Genomic DNA, 16,031 nt, shown 5'->3' on the forward strand with positions numbered 1-16,031 from the left:
GTCACGCGCAAACCGACCTCCCCTTTTCAAGGGGAGGTGAAATGCAGCCAGAGCCCGCAGGACCCTGTTGCGGGCTTCAGTGCGTCCAGGGCTCGCCGCGCCGGAACGAGAAATTGTCGGCATAGGCGATCTGCCGGTGGAGGGATTCCTTCGGCTCGAGCACCTGGTAGGGGATGCCCTTGCGTTCGCAATAGGCGATCGCCTCTTCCTTGGTCTGGAAGCGCAGCGTGAGCTGCTGCTTCATGTCGCCGGACGAGGTCCAGCCCATCAGGGGCTCGACCATCCGCGGCTGTTCCGGCTCGTAGTCGAGCTGCCATTCCCTGGTCTTGGCACGCCCCGATTGCATCGCGTTTTTGGCGGGCTTAAAAATGCGTGCTGTCGTCATGGATCGTCGAACCTTCGGGGATTGTGCGACATGGAGCGTGTGGAGGGAACGCCCGGGATAGTATAAAAACACCTTTCACGGATGTGATGGGTGATTCCTGAACCCGGATGTTACCTTTCCGTCCGGTATAGCCATTCTACCGCGCTGTGACAATCTGGCCGCGGATGGGCTCGAGTGCCTCGCGGCGCGGCCTTCTCGAAAGCATCACTTCGAAGCGGGACCCATGAAAATCAACGCCACCCTGCCCGAAAAGGGACGCGACCTCCGGCTCGACCTGTTTCGTGGGGTCGCGAACTGGGCAATCTATCTCGATCATATCCCCGACAATGTGGTGAATTGGATCACCACGCGGAACTACGGCTTCAGCGACGCCGCCGACCTCTTCGTCTTCATTTCCGGCTATACCGCCTCCTTCGTCTATGCCCGGATGATGCTGGAGCGCGGCTTCGTCGTCGGCGCGACCCGGCTGACCAAGCGCGTTTGGCAGCTCTACGTCGCCCATATCATCCTGTTCGTGATCTACATCGCCGCAATCAGCTACCTGGCGTTGCGCTTCGGCGATTCCAACCTCATCAACGAGTTCAACGTCGCCGGCCTCGTCGATAACGCGACCGAGACCCTGCGCCAGGGCCTGTTCCTCAAATTCAAGCCGGTCAACCTCGACGTGCTGCCGCTCTACATCGTGCTGATGGGCCTGTTCCCGCCAGTGCTCTGGTTCATGCTGCGGCAACCGAACCTGACCATGCTCGCCTCGATCGCGCTGTGGCTGGTATCGCGCCAGGTGGGTTGGAACCTGCCGGCCTATCCGGCCGGCGTCTGGTATTTCAACCCGTTCTGCTGGCAGGTTCTGTTCGTGTTCGGCGCCTGCTGCGCGCTCGGCGCGCGCGCAAGAATGCCGACATCATCAACTCGCCCTATACGCTCTGGTTCTGCATCGCCTATATGATCTTCGCGCTGATCATGACCATGGCCGGCCGCTTCCCGGATTTCGGCGCCATGTTCCCGGACTGGCTCTATTCGGCCTTCAACCCGAACGACAAGACCAACCTTGCGCCCTACCGCTTCATCCACTTCGCGGTCATCGTCATCCTCGTGATCCGCTTCATCCCGAAGGACTGGTCGGCGCTGGAGTGGAAGGTGTTCGATCCGCTGATCGTCTGCGGCCAGCAGTCGCTCGCGGTGTTCTGCGTCGGCGTGTTCCTGTCCTTTGTCGGGCATTTCGAGCTGTCGATGAGCTCGGGCTCACTGCTCGCGCAGATCTTCGTCAGCGTCACCGGCATCGCGATCATGACGATCGTGGCCTACTACATCTCCTGGTCGAAACGGCAGGACAAGCCGCTGCCGAAAACGCCGCCGACGCCGGCGAAGGCAACGTAGCGCCATCCTCTCCCTCTCCCCGTTCTCCACGGGAAGAGGGTTGGGGTGAGGGGCCGCTTCCGCGAACACGGTAGCAGATGGATTCGCGGAGACTCCCCCTCACCCGGATTCAAGCTGCGCTTGAATTCCGACCTCTCCCCGCAAGCGGGGCGAGGTAGATCTCAGGACGGCGGCGGGGCGGTCGAGGCGACGATGCCAGCGACATCGCCATAAGTCCTGACCAGCGGCGCGACGACCTTGTGCATCCGGCCCTTCGACACGATGGTGTCGTGCAGGATCAGATTGTCGACCCCGGTGGCGAGGAAGCAGTTCACGGCATCCTCCGGCGTCTCGATGATCGGCTCGCCCTTGACGTTGAAGGAGGTGTTGATCAGCACCGGCACCCCCGTCAGCGCCTCGAACTCCTTCAAGAGCCGGTAGAGCCTGGGGTTGGTCGCCTCGCGCACGGTCTGCACGCGCGCCGTGCCGTCGACATGGACGATCGCCGGAATCTTGTCGCGCCACTCGGGACGGACGGGCTTGGCGATCAGCATGAACGGCGAATCCTCCTCGCCTTCGAAGATCTCCGTCATCCGCTCGGCCAGCACGAGCGGCGCAAACGGGCGGAACGCCTGCCGGTGTTTGACGCGGCTGTTGAGGATGTCCTTCATGTCAGCCCGGCGCGGATCGGCGATCAGACTCCGGTTGCCGAGCGCACGCGGCCCGAACTCGGACGGCCCCTGGAACCAGCCGATCACGCGCTGGTCGGCCAGCAGCTTGGCGGTGTCGCGGCAGATATCGTCGCTGCGCCTGATGTCCACCTGCACGCGCACCAAAAACTTCTGCAGCGCGGCCGCGACCTCCGCCTCGCTATAGGGCCTGCCGACGTAAGCGTGCTCCATTACGAAGTTGCGCCGCTGCTTCAGGATCTCGAGCCAGCCGTAATAGGCGCAGCCGATCGCGGTGCCGTCGTCGCCGGCCGCGGGCTGGATCCACACATTTTCAAAACCGGCTTCCCGCGCAATCCGTCCGTTGGCCACGCAATTCAGTGCGACGCCGCCGGCGATACAAAGGTTCTTCGCGCCCGTGGTCTCGCGCAGCCAGCGCGCGCGGGCGAGCAGCACGTTCTCGGTGTCGTCCTGCACGCGCCAGGCGATGTCCTCCCAGTGACGCATCGCCGGGTTCTTCTCCCAACTGCCGCTGTCGAGCAGATAGGGTTCGTGGAATTCGCTCGTCCAGGGCGGCACATACAACTTGCCGTCGTTCATATCGAGGAGATGCTTGACCTGCTCGCGGCGGCCATAGGGCGCAAGGCCCATCAGTTCGCCGCACTTGTTCCAGTCGCCGAACACGTAGGACGAGACGCGGCTGTAGAGCGCGCCGAGGCCCGGCATGTTGTAGAATTCGTCGCTGAGCATGCCGCGCGAAGGCTCCATGAAGACCTTCTTCAGGCATTCCAGCTTCTCGCCCGCGAAGTGGTAGTAGCTTTCGGATTCGCGCGCCAGCGGCGACGCCGCATCAGCATTCGGATATGTCTCCATGACGTCGGACTGATAGTTGCCGACGCCGTCGACCACCATCACCGCGCCCTCATCGAACGGCGACACCGCAAATGCGCTGTAGGCATGCGCCAGATGGTGGGAGACCGATCGCACCTTGCCCGAGGTCGAACGAAACAGCGGATGTTTGGACGCCTCCTGCCGCTCGGGATACGGAAGAAAGCCGGCCATGTCCTGATAGATCAGACGCTCTTCCAGCTCCGGCACCGGCAGGATGTAGCAATTGCTGACGACCAGATCGACGTCATCGAGCGTGATGCCCTCGGCCTTGAGGCAATAGTCGATCGCCTCCTTGTGGAATCCGGATGCGTGCTTCTCGCGCGTGATCCGCTCCTTGGCGATCGCAAAGGCGATCGCTCCGTCGCGCAACAGGCAGGCGCTGACGTCATGATCGTAGGTGTTGAGGCCGAGGACATAGGTGTGCTGCTTGGGCATGGGGACTCGTCAGGCGGGAATCATCGCGTGGCTTAGAAGCGCGATCGTGTCGACATCAAGTTCTCTGCGGGATTTTGTCGAAATCTTTTTCGTCTTGGTTCGGTAGCACACAAATCACTGGGTACGACGAAGATGAACAAGATGAACGATGGATGAACAGCAGGACAAACGATGCATTTCTGCAAGCGGGACCATAACTTGACCTTACCCGACCCGCCCAATAGAGTTTTTGCGAAGCGCAAGAACGTTCGACAAAATTTTGTCTTAGTGCATCTGAACTAGTGGCTGTCTCAAACGTCTAAGCAAGACAGTTCGGATTGTTTGGATGTATGGAAGTGACCGGGAGATTACTGAATGGTTAAACGCTACAATTTCCTGACGCGCTGCCTTGCCGCGGTGGCATTGCTGTTCGTCTATGTCGCCAGCACGTCGGCGATTCTGGTCGGTGCGACCACCTCGTCGGCGCAGGCGCAGTGGCGCGGGCGCGGCGGAGGTTATCGTGGCGGATATCGAGGCGGCGGATGGGGTTATCGCGGCGGCGGCTATCGCCGTGGCTGGTATCCCCGTGGTGGCTACGGCTACTATGGCGGGCCACGCTGCTGGTGGACCCCGCGCGGCGTTCGCGTCTGCAGGTAGCAGCGTTAGTCCGACGTTACCCGCACTGGATCGAAGGAAAAAATCAGGTGCGTCGGAAACGGCGCACCTGATTTTCTTTTGACAAGAGCTCTCCAGGCCAACGGGCTTCAGCTATCGAGGATCGCGACCGCCCGCGTCCAGCCGGCCGAAGCGCGCTCGATCTTTACCGGGAAGCACGACACCATGAAGCCGGTCGAGGGCAACAGTTCGAGATTGTGCAGCTTCTCGAGGTGGCAATAGCCGATGTGGCGGCCGGCCTTGTGCCCTTCCCAGATCAGGCTGGCGTCCCTGGTCTCGGCATACTTCTTCGCGGTGTAGACGAACGGCGCATCCCAGCTCCAGCCGTCGGTGCCGGTCAGCCGCACGCCGCGCTCCAACAGATACATCGTCGCCTCATAGCCCATGCCGCAGCCCGAGACGACGTAATCCTGCCGACCGAATTTCGCGCCGGCGCTGGTATTGACGACGACGATCTCGAGCGGCTGCAGCGTATGGTCGATCCGCTTGAGCTCCTCCTCGACGTCTTTGGCGGTCGCGACATAGCCGTCCGGCAGATGCCGGAAGTCCAGCTTGACGGCGGGCTGGAAGCACCATTCCAGCGGCACCTCGTCGATGGTCCAGGAGCGCTCGCCGCGATTCATCGTGGGATGGAAGTGCCAGGGCGCATCCAGATGCGTGCCATTATGGGTGGAGAGATTGACCTGCTCGACCGCCCAGCCCTGCCCGTCCGGCAGCTCTTCCGCTCGTAACCCCTGGAAGAATTCCAGCATGCGCGGCAGGCCCTGCTGGTGATCGATATACTGGATGGTCGGGTGGTTGCCCGGCGGATCGGCCGGCACGTCGTTCTGCAGGGGAACGGAGATGTCGATCAGTTTGCGTGCCATGGGGGCTCCTCGGTTTCTAGTGAGCAGTGAGTAGGGTGGGCAAAGCGACTTCTTGCACCGTCATTCAATCAAACACCGGCGGAAGCGTGCCCACCATCAACACTCCGCTCGTGATGGTGGGCACGCTTCGCTTTGCCCACCCTACGGCATTTACCAATGGTTAGCTTTACCGAAGCCGCCACAGGAACGTCATCGACCAGCCTTCATTGACGTGCACAGGAGTGCGGATGAAGAACGAGTTCGACACAATCGACCAGACGCTGGACGAAATGCTGGTGAACCTGGGCGCCATCGTGCTCAAGCTCGCCTCGGTGTCGAAGACCGCGGCGGAGCGGCGGGCGCTGGCCCAATCCGTACATCAGTACACGGTCTGCGCCGAGCGATCGAGCGATCCCCGAGTCCAGCGCCTGCGGGTGGAACTCGAGGCGACACTCCAGCCTCCGCTGAAACTGGTCTCCAGCCGGTAGCGCCGGCCGCACCGTACCGTTTGGCCGCACGCCCCCTGGTCAAAAGCGCGGCATCGCAGTTTCGTCAAACGCCGCCGCTATAATCTCACATTTCCTGCGCCGGAACGGCGCTGATCCGCGCCCGTTGTCATCGGACAGATGGCGCAGCAAGCGCATGCTCGAATGGCGCCGGGATCGAGGATGGCTTGGATGCGGTTGACCTGGGTCAACACCCGCACCGCTCGGGAATGGACAGTGGCGCGTCCGGCAAAGCCGTCACGATTGGCAATCGTCGCCAAGAAACAACGAGGCGTTCAATGCAAGATGTAAGCAGCACGTCCGCCGTTCTCGATAGCGCCGAACTCGATCTGCTTGATCGGTACTGGCGCGCCGCCAACTACCTCTCGGTCGGCCAGATCTATCTGCTCGACAATCCCCTGCTCCGCGAGCCGCTTCGCAAGGAACATATCAAGCCGCGCCTGCTCGGCCATTGGGGCACGACGCCCGGTTTGAATTTCGTCTATGCCCATCTCAATCGTGTGATCAAACACCGCGACCTCAACGTCATCTATATCTGCGGCCCCGGTCATGGCGGGCCCGGCATGGTGGCCAATACCTATCTCGAAGGCATCTACACCGAGATCTATCCAGATATCACGCGGGACGCCGACGGGCTGCGCAAGCTGTTTCGGCAGTTCTCCTTTCCCGGCGGCATCCCAAGCCATGCTGCACCGGAGACACCGGGCTCGATCCATGAAGGCGGCGAACTCGGCTATGCGCTCGCCCATGCCTATGGCGCGGCATTCGACAATCCCGATCTCCTGGTTGCCTGCGTCATCGGCGACGGCGAAGCCGAGACCGGCCCGCTCGCCGCCTCCTGGCATTCGAACAAGTTTCTCAACCCCGCGCGCGACGGCGCGGTGCTCCCGATCCTGCATCTGAACGGCTACAAGATCGCCAACCCGACCGTGCTCGGACGGATGAGCGACGAGGAAATCCGCCACCTGTTCCTGGGCTTTGGCCATGAGCCGATGTTCGTCGAGGGCGACGATCCCACGACGATGCACCGGCAGATGGCAGCCACCCTGGATGCGGCAACGGATCGTATTCGCGCCATCCAGCAGGCCGCGCGAGGCGCATCACCATCGCCGGAGCGGCCGCGATGGCCGATGATCGTGTTGCGCAGTCCAAAGGGCTGGACCGGCCCCAAGGAAGTCGACGGCCTCAAGGTGGAGGGATTTTGGCGCGCGCACCAGGTGCCGGTTGCCGAAGTCCGCAGCAATCCAAGCCATCTCGCGATATTGGAGCAATGGCTGCGCGGCTACCAGCCGGAAACGCTGTTCGACGAGCAAGGCAGGCTCGTTCCGGAGCTGCAAAAACTGGCGCCGGCAGGCGCGCGTCGGATGGGCGCCAATCCGCATGCCAATGGCGGGCTGTTGAAGCGTGAGCTGGAGCTGCCCGACTATCGCGACTTCGCCATCGAGGTCGCCACGCCCGGCGGCGTGATGAATGAAGCGACGCGCACGATGGGCAAATTCCTGCGTGACGTCATGAGGCGCAACGAGAGCACCCGCAACTTCCGCATCATGGGCCCTGACGAGACCGCCTCCAACCGGCTCGATGCCGTGTTCGAAGCGACCGATCGCGTCTGGATGGAGGAGATCGAGTCCTACGACGTCCATTTGTCCCGGGACGGCCGGGTGATGGAGGTCTTGAGCGAGCATCTTTGCCAGGGATGGCTCGAGGGTTATCTGCTCACTGGGCGACATGGATTGTTCTCCTGCTATGAGGCGTTCATCCACATCGTCGATTCCATGTTCAACCAGCACGCCAAATGGCTGAAGGTCTCCCGCGGCCTGCCCTGGCGGCGCCCGATCGCCTCGCTGAACTACCTGCTCACCTCACATGTCTGGCGGCAGGATCACAACGGCTTCAGCCACCAGGATCCGGGCTTCGTCGATCTCGTTGCCAACAAGAAGGCGGACGTCGTCCGCGTCTATTTCCCGCCGGATGCCAACTCGCTGCTGTGGATCACCGACCACTGCCTGCGCACCTACGACCGCATCAACGTCATCGTGGCCGGCAAGCAGCCCGCGCCGCAATGGCTGACAATCAAGGAGGCCGCGGTTCATTGCGAGGCCGGGATCGGCGCGTGGTCATGGGCCGGAACGGAAACACCCGGCAGCGACGTCGACGTGGTGATGGCCTGCGCCGGCGACGTGCCGACGCTGGAGACGCTCGCCGCCGTCGACATGCTCCGGAAGCAGATCCCCAAGCTCAAGATCAGGGTCGTCAACGTCGTCGACCTCATGGCCCTGCAACCGCGCGAACAGCATCCGCATGGACTGACCGACCGCGAGTTCGACACCCTGTTCACCCGCGACAAGCCGGTGATCTTCGCCTATCACGGCTATCCCTATCTGATCCACCGCCTCACCTATGCGCGCACCAACCACTCCGGCATTCATGTGCGCGGCTTCAAGGAAGAGGGAACGACGACGACGCCGTTCGACATGGTCGTGCTCAACGAGCTCGATCGCTTCCATCTGGCGATCGAGGTCATCAACCGCGTGCCGGGACTTGCGGCGTCAGCGGCCGCCGTCAAGCAGCATTGCCTCGATCGCCTGATCGAGCACGGCAAATATGTCCGCGCGCACGGCGAGGACATGCCCGATATCCGCGACTGGTCCTGGCCATATGGCACGGCCGCGAACGCCGGCGATTAATGCCCAATCACAAGCGTTGAGGCTGAAGAAGATGCCGAACGCCCTCCTCGTCCTCAACGCAGGATCGTCCTCGATCAAGCTGGCTCTGTTTGCGAGCGGCGGCTCAGGCGATCCCGCGCTGCTGTGCAAGGGCATGCTCGACCATCATCAGCATCAGCCGCGGATGGTCGTGAAGGACCTGCAGGGCAACGTGCTGTTCGAGCGGCACGCCGCGGCGGAAGCGGACGACGAGAGCTTCTTCTCGGATCTGTTGCACTGGATCGACGAATTCCTCACCGGTGGAACTCTCGTCGCGGTCGGCCACCGTGTCGTCCATGGCGGCCTGAAGTTCTTCGAACCGGTGAAGGTGACGCCGGCCATTCTCCAGGTGCTGCGCGAGCTCACGCCGCTCGCGCCATTGCATCAGCCAGCCAGCCTCGCGCCGATCGAGGCGATGCAGAAGCTGCGGCCGGACCTGCCGCAGGTCGCCTGCTTCGATACCGCCTTCCACCATAGCATCGCGCCGCCCATGAGCCGCTTTGCGCTGCCGCGGCATTTCGAACAGGAGGGCGTGCGCCGCTACGGCTTTCACGGGCTGTCCTACGAGTTCATCGCCCGCCGCTTGCGCGAGATCGCGCCGGATCTGGCTCTGGGACGGATCGTGACGGCCCATCTCGGCAGCGGCGCCAGCCTGTGCGCGATGCGCAACGGGCGCAGCATCGACACCACGATGAGCTTCACCACGCTGGACGGGCTGATGATGAGCACGCGCTGCGGCGCGATCGATCCCGGCCTGCCGCTCTACCTGCAACAGCAGCGCGGGCTTTCGGCCGACGAGATCGAGCACGTACTGTATTACGAATCCGGATTGCTCGGCGTGTCCGGGATCAGCGCCGACGTGCGCGTGCTCACCAACAGCAACGATCCCCGTGCCGCCGAGGCACTCGAACTGTTCGCCTTCCGCGCGGGCGCGGCGATCGCCGCGATGGTCCACAGCCTGGGCGGCCTGGACGCGATCGTCTTCACCGCCGGGATCGGCGAGAACAGCCCCGAGGTGCGGAAGCAGATCTGCACCGGCCTTGGCTGGCTCGGCGTGGAGATCGATGACCCCGCCAACAGCGCCAATGAACTCTGGATCGGCGCAAAGACAGCGCGTGTCGCAACCCTGGTGGTCCCCACCGATGAGGAAGCGGCCATCGCCGCCCACAGCCAGGCCTTGATTACAAATCGTTGAGAATAATGAACGGGATCGCCGTCACTCGCGCAGCCGCGATCCGGCAGCAAGCTTCGCGCCAAAGGATTTGATGGGCGGGACCGCATTGCGCGGGACCGCAATGCCTACATCCTGTTTGTGCTGGCGCCGGCCCAACGGACGGCCCCAGCCGTCTCGCGAAGACAGGAGTCTCGCCATGAAGAAACTATCCCTCCTCTGCCTCGCCCTCGCCGTCGGCCTTTCGACCACCGCAGCATTCGCACGCGGCGGCGGAGGCGGCATGGGGCACGGTATGGGAGCCATGGGAATGCACGGAGGCATGCCCATGAGCAGCGGCCTACCCACGAGCGGCGGCCTGCCGGTGACCGGCGGCGCTTTTGGAACCAACCCCGCCACGCCAGGCACCAACTCGCTCGGAACCGCGCTTTCCTCGTCGGGCATTGCCAACGGTCCCCAGAAGGGTCCGCTGCTTGGCACCGATCCCTCGCTCGATCCCGAAGAGGCCAAGGTCGAGAAGATGATCGGATCGATCTGCCGCGGATGCTGAAGCGCCGCGGAACGCTGCGATCGTCCTGAACCAGACGGCCGGCTCCGGTTTCGCCCGCCGCACGGACGTTAAGGTTGATCGGTTAGGTTAAGATCAGGCTTGTCTTGAGCACGGTGGCCGCGATGGTAAAGCGAGCTCACCGCGCCAGATCCCGGGCCTATGACCCAACCGGGCTAAATCGAGCTTTCTTTCCGAAAGCCAGGATCGCAGGTGACATCATGTGGAACGGCCGCAAGAACGCAATCATCGGGCTCAGCGCGCTGTTCGCATTCGTCCTGCTCGAATTGTGCGCGGCAATCGCTGCGATCGGTGCAGTGCTCGAATTGGCCATCGGCATCGACGTGCCAATTCTGCCGTTCCTCACGTCAAACGACTAAGGTACCTGCGCGCTCGCCTGAAGGGAGTGCGCTGCACCCTCGGAGCTTCGCCGCCACCAGCATGCAGGGGCAAGCGCCCATCCGAAAAATTCCAGCGGCCTTACGGTGGCGATATCATCGGGACCGATGATTTGACGTGCGATTTGGCAACCACAACCGTTGCTCGCAAACCCAGGCGCCACCTACTATGCTCCGACGCTGCAAGCCCCGCCGCGATTCCTAAATTCTTTTCTTTGGAGCCATGAATGTTCAGAACGTCCTTGATAATTCTGTCAGCCCTCGCCTCGATGATTGCTTCTGCGGCCGCCCAGCCTGCCTCCCTCACCTGCAGCGGCTCCCTGTTCGATCCAACTGGATCCGCGCCCTCGGCAAAAACCGTGACGCTTGCCCTCGGTCCGCCGGTTTCGATCGATACCGGGAATGGTCCGCAGCGCGCTTCGGTCGTCAGCAACAACAGGATTCAACTCAGATTCAGAACCAAGGACTTCACGGGTGAGTATTTCCACTACACCAGTGATCTTTTCCTGATCTACCGATCAGGACATCTCGCGCGGTTGATGTGTCAGCGTTGAGCAAGGAGCGTGGCCCCGGGTGTCATTGAAAGGACCTCATGCCCAGGATCGATATCGCCGCCGTGCCGAAACGCAAGGGCTCCGGCTACCCGCCGCCATTCGACGCCCCCTCTGCCGAACGCATGCGGCAGCGGTTGGGCAACGCCGGCGGCCTCACCGACTTCGGGGTCAATCTCATGCACCTGCCGCCGGGCAACTGGTCGAGCCAGCGCCACTGGCATTCGGCCGAAGACGAATTCGTCTATGTGCTCGAAGGCGAACTGACGCTGATTGAAGATGGCGGCGAGACGGTGCTGCGCGCAGGCGATGGCGCGGCGTTTCCGAAAGGCTCCGGCAACGGCTATCACCTCGTCAACAAATCCGACGCGATGGCGGTTTATCTCGAAGTCGGCTCGCGCTCACCAGCCGACGTCACCATCTGCTCGGACGTCGACATGATGAGCTCCAACGCCGACGGCCGGTTCGTGCACAAGGATGGCACGCCCTATCCCGAGCGGTAGAGTGCAATCGGGGTGGCCCCACCCCATAGCAATTTCAGAGTTTCGCTAGTCTCGTGCAGGGATCAGGCTTTGATCATCACACGGGAAAGACCAATGGCTCGCCCCAAATCCGCCGCTCACTTTCTTGAATGAAGCTATTGAGTTACCGAAGCCTCTCACAATTTGGAGACGTAGCGGACCGGCAAAATTGAATCCACCGGCAACATCTGAAAATTCGCCGTCAATTATGTCGCCACGTAGCGTGCCTCGAAAAACGTTGGCAAAATTCCGCTCTTTACTCTGTCCAAACCACCAAACAGTATTTCCGCGTTGCGCGACAAAGTAGGTACCTGTGTCGTTCCCCTTCCAGGTTCCCTTCATAGTCCTCGGCCCTGTGCACGATGCATGTGCGTCTACTGAGACCGACAACGTCAGGATAAATCCAACAATAGCAATGCTGATATCCGAGCGCATTTTTTGCTTCCTACCTATTGACGCAGCAGTCGTTCGTATTCGACGTCGTAAGAGTAAGCCGCCTCCTCCGCGTGGATCGTCACCGATTCCGTGCGCACTACAGAACGAACGAAGTTGTTTCATAGGTTGGGCAGTGGCGCATCGGACGTTCGTCCGATGTACAGACGCTTGCGACTGTGCAGCGCATCCACGACGCAACCGCCTCCTCCCATAGCCCTGTACGAAGACATGGAGCGCGCTCGCCAGATCGCGTGTCATGGAAGCCCCTCGACCAGCTCTCTCTCCTGCTGACGCCGAGATTGTCGCCAAGGCAATCGTCGAGGGCATTCCGCGTGGGCGCAGGCACGGATGGGAGATGGGGCAGCAAATGCCCCCGAAGCATAAGCTTCTCAGCGGTGACCGATATACCCCCGACAGCCGACAGCACGTCAGCGACCGGGACGCGACAGGCCTCTCAAATACCTGATTTCACTAATCTTTTGGTCGGGGCAGCTGGATTCGAACCAACGACCTGCAGTACCCAAAACTGCCGCGCTACCAGGCTGCGCTATACCCCGAGCAATCCGCCGGCGATGTCGATACACGGTTAAACGGGCGCCAGCAAGGCGCTCGCGGGGGCGCCGGATGATGATCCGATCAGGCTGGCCGGATCATCATCCGCTCCTTAGTGGAGCATGATCTTTTCGGAAAACCGGTGCCCACTTTTCCGGATCATGCTCTATTTGCCGTTGAACAGCGGGTGGGCCACCCGGTCGCCGGGCTGGATGCCGTATTTCTGCGCCGTGCCCGCAACCACCTCCAGGACGCCCTTGGCGAGTCCGCCGGAGGAGATGATCTTGGTCGACAACGGCTCGGTATTCTCCGCGATCCGCAGGATGCGGCCGTCGGCGCGGATGAAGATCATGTCCAGCGAGACATAGGTGTTCTTCATCCACATCGACACCTGCTGCTCCGGCGAGAAGTCGAACAGCATGCCTTTGCCGTCGGGCAGTTCCTTCCGGTACATCAGCCCCGTCGTCTTCTCCTCCTCTGTCGTCGCGAGCTCGACGGAGAAGACGTGCACTCCGTTCTTGGTGACGATCTCGAGCGGCTGGACCGTCGCGGCCCTTGCGGCCGGGCCGGCGATCACTCCGAGCAGAAGGACGAACGACGCAAACAGGCCAACGAGCAGGCGATGCCCGGCGACACGATCGAAAATCATGGCAACAGCACTCACGGCAAGATCAAACCGCGGGGAACCTAACCCGGCGACGGCGGCAATGACCAGAGGGCAAAGACCCGCCGCGCGCCACCCGGCTCACGTTTGCGTTAGAGATCGAATAGGAGATCAGTGCGACGACAGCGCCGACGGGCCGGTCTCCGGGTGGATCTCCGCGGCCATCATGCCCTTGGAGCCGGGCCCGAACCGCACCAGCACATATTGGCCGGGGCGCAGTTCGGTCATGCCGAAGCGGCGCAGCGTTTCCATGTGCACGAAGATGTCGGGCGTCCCTTCACCGCAGGTCAGGAAGCCGAAGCCGCGCAGCCGGTTGAACCACTTGACCTGCGCCCGCTCCAACCCGCTGGTCGGGGTGACCGTGACATGGGTCCTGGGCGGCAGCATCTGCGCCGGATGGATCGCCGTCGTTTCATCCATCGAGAGGATGCGGAACGCCTGATAGCCCTTCGCGCGCTGCACGCATTCAACCACTACGCGAGCGCCCTCGTAGGCCGTCTGGTAGCCGTCGCGCCTGAGCACGGTGACGTGCAGAAGCACGTCTGGCGAGCCATTGTCGGGGACGACGAAGCCGTAGCCTTTCGAGGCATCGAACCATTTGATGACGCCGGAAATCTCGACGAGGTTGGCGGCGGCATCGCCCAGGCCGGAGAATGCATCCGCGGCTGGATCGCGCGGTGCTCTCTCCGAGTATTCACCCGGCGCAAGCCTACCCTGCCCGGCGCCACCCGATGGTGGAGCGCCGAGCTTCTTGGACTCAAATCCGTCCGACCCCATGACCCCGGACCCCGCACATCATCTGCAACCCGTCTCTCTGCGACGGTACCTACCGGTGCGTTGTTGCACGACCGCTCATGAACAACGCACGCGAATCTCGAATCAAAAGATAACACTCCCGCTTGCGTCGCATAGACAAAAAACGAATCCAGCGGGAACTATGAACAGTCGCGAATCAATTGAGCATCAATTGCCTACAAACGGCCCAAGGGTCTCGCCGATGTCGTGGCGGATCACGAGATCTGCAATATCGTCCTGCTCGGTCGGCTCGTTGTTGATGATCACAAGCTTGGCACCGCAGTTCTTGGCCATCATCGGAAATCCCGCCGCGGGCCACACCACCAGCGAAGATCCGATCGCAAGAAACAGATCGCAGTGCTGCGCAAGTTCCGTCGCCCGTCGCATCGCATCCTCCGGCATCGCCTGGCCGAACGAGATGGTTGCGGTCTTGATGGGATCGCCGCAGTCGGTGCAATCGGGCGCACTGCCGTTCTCGTCAAAGCGCTGCTTGACCCACATCAATTCGTACGCCCTGCCGCAACCGATGCAGCGCGCATAGGTTGTGTTGCCATGCAACTCGACCACATGATCCGATTTGAAGCCGCTCATCTGATGCAGATTGTCGATGTTCTGGGTAACGATCGACGGAATCTTCCCCGCGCGATAGAGCGAGGCGAGCGCGCGATGCCCGCGCCCGGGCTTCGCCGCCGCAAAGGTCGGCTCCATCGCAAAGCGCCGACGCCACGCTTCATCGCGAGCGTCGGCACTTGCAACGAATTCGTCGAAGGGAATTGGCCGGTTGCGCGTCCACAGCCCGCCGGGCGAGCGGAAGTCGGGAATCCCGCTCTCGGTTGAAATGCCGGCACCGGTGAAGGGAACGATGGTGGAGGCCTCGGCGATGAAATTGCCGAGGGCCTCGACGCCACTGCGCAGATCTTTTGCAATCACGTGAGAAACCCGAGTTGACCGCGCGCACTATAGCACGGCCAACTGGAGCGAGGGATCGCACCTGTCATGCGGCTCTCACGCCGCCGTGTTTGTCACGCCGCTTTGGCGACCAGCTCCTTCGCCTCATTCGGCTCCTTCACCTCGTCGCTCTTTTTCGCCTTCGCGACCGGCGCGGCATCGGCCTTCTTCACAGGCTTGCCGTATTGCGCAAGCTTCTCCAATTCCGCTTCGAGTTCGGCGCGGCGCGCCGCGACCTTCTCGAACAGCTTGTCGGTCGCGTGCTCGCGCAAGCTTGCGAGTTCTTCGATGCTCAGTGAATCCAGATCGATCTTTGCCATGAATTGGCCTCCCCAGTTTCCCTTTTTGGCTAGCGGGGCCGCGGAGAGGCGACAAGCAGCGTACGCGCCTTATCCACCGCCTTCGCTGCTCATCATCTCACCACAATCCTGCACCGGCTCCTCCCCATTGGCGCCCCATTGGGGAGGCGAATTCGGCCGGACGACATTACGATTACAGGGATGGGCCATGATCGAAGCCATGACCGAAGACGCCATGACCGAGAAGGAAGAGCGGCTCGCACGTGAACGCGAAGAGATCGCCACTCGCATCGCCAACTTCAAGGCGACCCAGCAAAAGTTCGAACGCGAGCGTCAGGAGTATTACGCCAACACGCTCGGCAGCGCCTGGCACGGCTACCAGCGGGAGCCAGTTGAGACCGATTAGGTACTCGCAGCATCGGCGAAGTCAAAAAGCCCGGGGCGCGTCGCCCCGGGCTTTCTGTTACCAATAAGAGCCCCAGTAGGCGCGCCGATAATAGGGGCCGCCCCCGTAGGCGTAGGGATCACCGCCGTAGTAGCGTCGATACCCGTAGCCGCCATAATAGGCCGGATAGCCGCCGTAGTAGCCCGGGCCGTAAGCGTAGCCCGGGTAGCCGCCGTAGCCGTAGCCCGGACCGTAGTAGTAGGGACTGGACGCTGCAGCTGCGCCCGCAATCAGCGCGCCCGCGGCCAACCCGAATGCCA

At 62.1% G+C, this 16,031-nt stretch carries 18 protein-coding genes, 1 tRNA gene and 1 pseudogene; 10 read left to right on the forward strand and 10 right to left on the reverse strand.

Annotation, left to right across the window (positions count from 1 at the left end):
• Positions 1–76: 76 nt before the first annotated feature.
• A complete protein-coding gene (locus CWO89_RS27560) occupies positions 77–385 on the reverse strand; it encodes an ETC complex I subunit (protein WP_035691450.1) in 309 nt (102 codons plus the stop codon).
• 223 nt (positions 386–608) lie between these two features.
• On the opposite strand from CWO89_RS27560, the pseudogene CWO89_RS27565 reads away from it, so the two are divergent.
• Positions 609–1,762 (forward strand): annotated as a pseudogene (locus CWO89_RS27565) (OpgC domain-containing protein).
• 161 nt (positions 1,763–1,923) lie between these two features.
• On the opposite strand, the gene CWO89_RS27570 reads toward CWO89_RS27565, so the two are convergent.
• Positions 1,924–3,735, reverse strand: coding sequence for a carbamoyltransferase family protein (locus CWO89_RS27570; RefSeq protein ID WP_130581760.1), 1,812 nt, complete (start codon positions 3,733–3,735; stop codon positions 1,924–1,926).
• A gap of 354 nt (positions 3,736–4,089) precedes the next feature.
• Between CWO89_RS27570 and CWO89_RS27575 the strand changes: the two genes are divergently transcribed.
• On the forward strand, positions 4,090–4,371 hold the full coding sequence (locus CWO89_RS27575) for a hypothetical protein (protein ID WP_130581761.1): 282 nt from the start codon (positions 4,090–4,092) through the stop codon (positions 4,369–4,371).
• 107 nt (positions 4,372–4,478) lie between these two features.
• On the opposite strand, the gene CWO89_RS27580 is transcribed toward CWO89_RS27575, so the two are convergent.
• A complete protein-coding gene (locus CWO89_RS27580) occupies positions 4,479–5,255 on the reverse strand; it encodes a cyclase family protein (RefSeq protein ID WP_130581762.1) in 777 nt (258 codons plus the stop codon).
• 227 nt (positions 5,256–5,482) lie between these two features.
• On the opposite strand from CWO89_RS27580, the gene CWO89_RS27585 reads away from it, so the two are divergent.
• The 7 genes from CWO89_RS27585 to CWO89_RS27610 all read left to right on the forward strand — a co-directional run bounded on the left by CWO89_RS27585 (position 5,483) and on the right by CWO89_RS27610 (position 11,615).
• Positions 5,483–5,722 (forward strand): hypothetical protein, encoded by a 240-nt coding sequence (locus CWO89_RS27585; RefSeq protein ID WP_130581763.1) that lies wholly within the window; start codon positions 5,483–5,485, stop codon positions 5,720–5,722.
• Positions 5,723–6,018: 296 nt separating this feature from the next.
• A complete protein-coding gene (locus CWO89_RS27590) occupies positions 6,019–8,427 on the forward strand; it encodes a phosphoketolase family protein (RefSeq protein ID WP_130581764.1) in 2,409 nt (802 codons plus the stop codon).
• 31 nt (positions 8,428–8,458) lie between these two features.
• Positions 8,459–9,640 (forward strand): acetate/propionate family kinase, encoded by a 1,182-nt coding sequence (locus CWO89_RS27595; protein ID WP_130581765.1) that lies wholly within the window; start codon positions 8,459–8,461, stop codon positions 9,638–9,640.
• A 175-nt stretch (positions 9,641–9,815) separates the two neighbouring features.
• Positions 9,816–10,166 (forward strand): hypothetical protein, encoded by a 351-nt coding sequence (locus CWO89_RS27600; RefSeq protein ID WP_130581766.1) that lies wholly within the window; start codon positions 9,816–9,818, stop codon positions 10,164–10,166.
• Between the two features lie 218 nt (positions 10,167–10,384).
• Positions 10,385–10,543 (forward strand): hypothetical protein, encoded by a 159-nt coding sequence (locus CWO89_RS46180; protein WP_165421369.1) that lies wholly within the window; start codon positions 10,385–10,387, stop codon positions 10,541–10,543.
• Between the two features lie 245 nt (positions 10,544–10,788).
• Positions 10,789–11,115, forward strand: coding sequence for a hypothetical protein (locus CWO89_RS27605; RefSeq protein WP_130581767.1), 327 nt, complete (start codon positions 10,789–10,791; stop codon positions 11,113–11,115).
• A gap of 38 nt (positions 11,116–11,153) precedes the next feature.
• Complete coding sequence (locus CWO89_RS27610; protein WP_130581768.1) at positions 11,154–11,615, forward strand: cupin domain-containing protein; 462 nt, start codon at positions 11,154–11,156, stop codon at positions 11,613–11,615.
• A gap of 45 nt (positions 11,616–11,660) precedes the next feature.
• On the opposite strand, the gene CWO89_RS27615 is transcribed toward CWO89_RS27610, so the two are convergent.
• The 6 genes from CWO89_RS27615 to CWO89_RS27645 all read right to left on the reverse strand — a co-directional run bounded on the left by CWO89_RS27615 (position 11,661) and on the right by CWO89_RS27645 (position 15,347).
• Entirely contained in the window at positions 11,661–12,068 is a 408-nt protein-coding gene (locus CWO89_RS27615; protein ID WP_130581769.1) for a hypothetical protein, read from the reverse strand.
• A gap of 480 nt (positions 12,069–12,548) precedes the next feature.
• Positions 12,549–12,625: transfer RNA gene (locus tag CWO89_RS27625), tRNA-Pro, on the reverse strand.
• Positions 12,626–12,786: 161 nt separating this feature from the next.
• The gene (locus tag CWO89_RS27630; RefSeq protein WP_130581770.1) at positions 12,787–13,269 is read right to left on the reverse strand and encodes a DUF192 domain-containing protein; all 483 of its coding nucleotides are present in this window, start codon (positions 13,267–13,269) and stop codon (positions 12,787–12,789) included.
• Between the two features lie 126 nt (positions 13,270–13,395).
• Positions 13,396–14,061, reverse strand: a complete 666-nt coding sequence (locus tag CWO89_RS27635; RefSeq protein WP_130581771.1) for a cold-shock protein — start codon at positions 14,059–14,061, stop codon at positions 13,396–13,398.
• Between the two features lie 186 nt (positions 14,062–14,247).
• Entirely contained in the window at positions 14,248–15,009 is a 762-nt protein-coding gene (locus CWO89_RS27640) for an SIR2 family NAD-dependent protein deacylase (RefSeq protein ID WP_130581772.1), read from the reverse strand.
• Between the two features lie 92 nt (positions 15,010–15,101).
• Positions 15,102–15,347, reverse strand: coding sequence for a hypothetical protein (locus CWO89_RS27645; protein WP_130581773.1), 246 nt, complete (start codon positions 15,345–15,347; stop codon positions 15,102–15,104).
• A 187-nt stretch (positions 15,348–15,534) separates the two neighbouring features.
• On the opposite strand from CWO89_RS27645, the gene CWO89_RS27650 reads away from it, so the two are divergent.
• Positions 15,535–15,732: a hypothetical protein gene (locus tag CWO89_RS27650; RefSeq protein WP_130581774.1), complete on the forward strand. Its 198-nt coding sequence runs from the start codon at positions 15,535–15,537 to the stop codon at positions 15,730–15,732.
• A 57-nt stretch (positions 15,733–15,789) separates the two neighbouring features.
• On the opposite strand, the gene CWO89_RS27655 is transcribed toward CWO89_RS27650, so the two are convergent.
• The coding region (locus CWO89_RS27655) for a hypothetical protein (protein ID WP_207234586.1) at positions 15,790–16,031 on the reverse strand (242 nt) is incomplete at its 5' end.

Source organism: Bradyrhizobium sp. Leo170, from assembly GCF_004296405.1.
Taxonomy (GTDB): domain Bacteria; phylum Pseudomonadota; class Alphaproteobacteria; order Rhizobiales; family Xanthobacteraceae; genus Bradyrhizobium.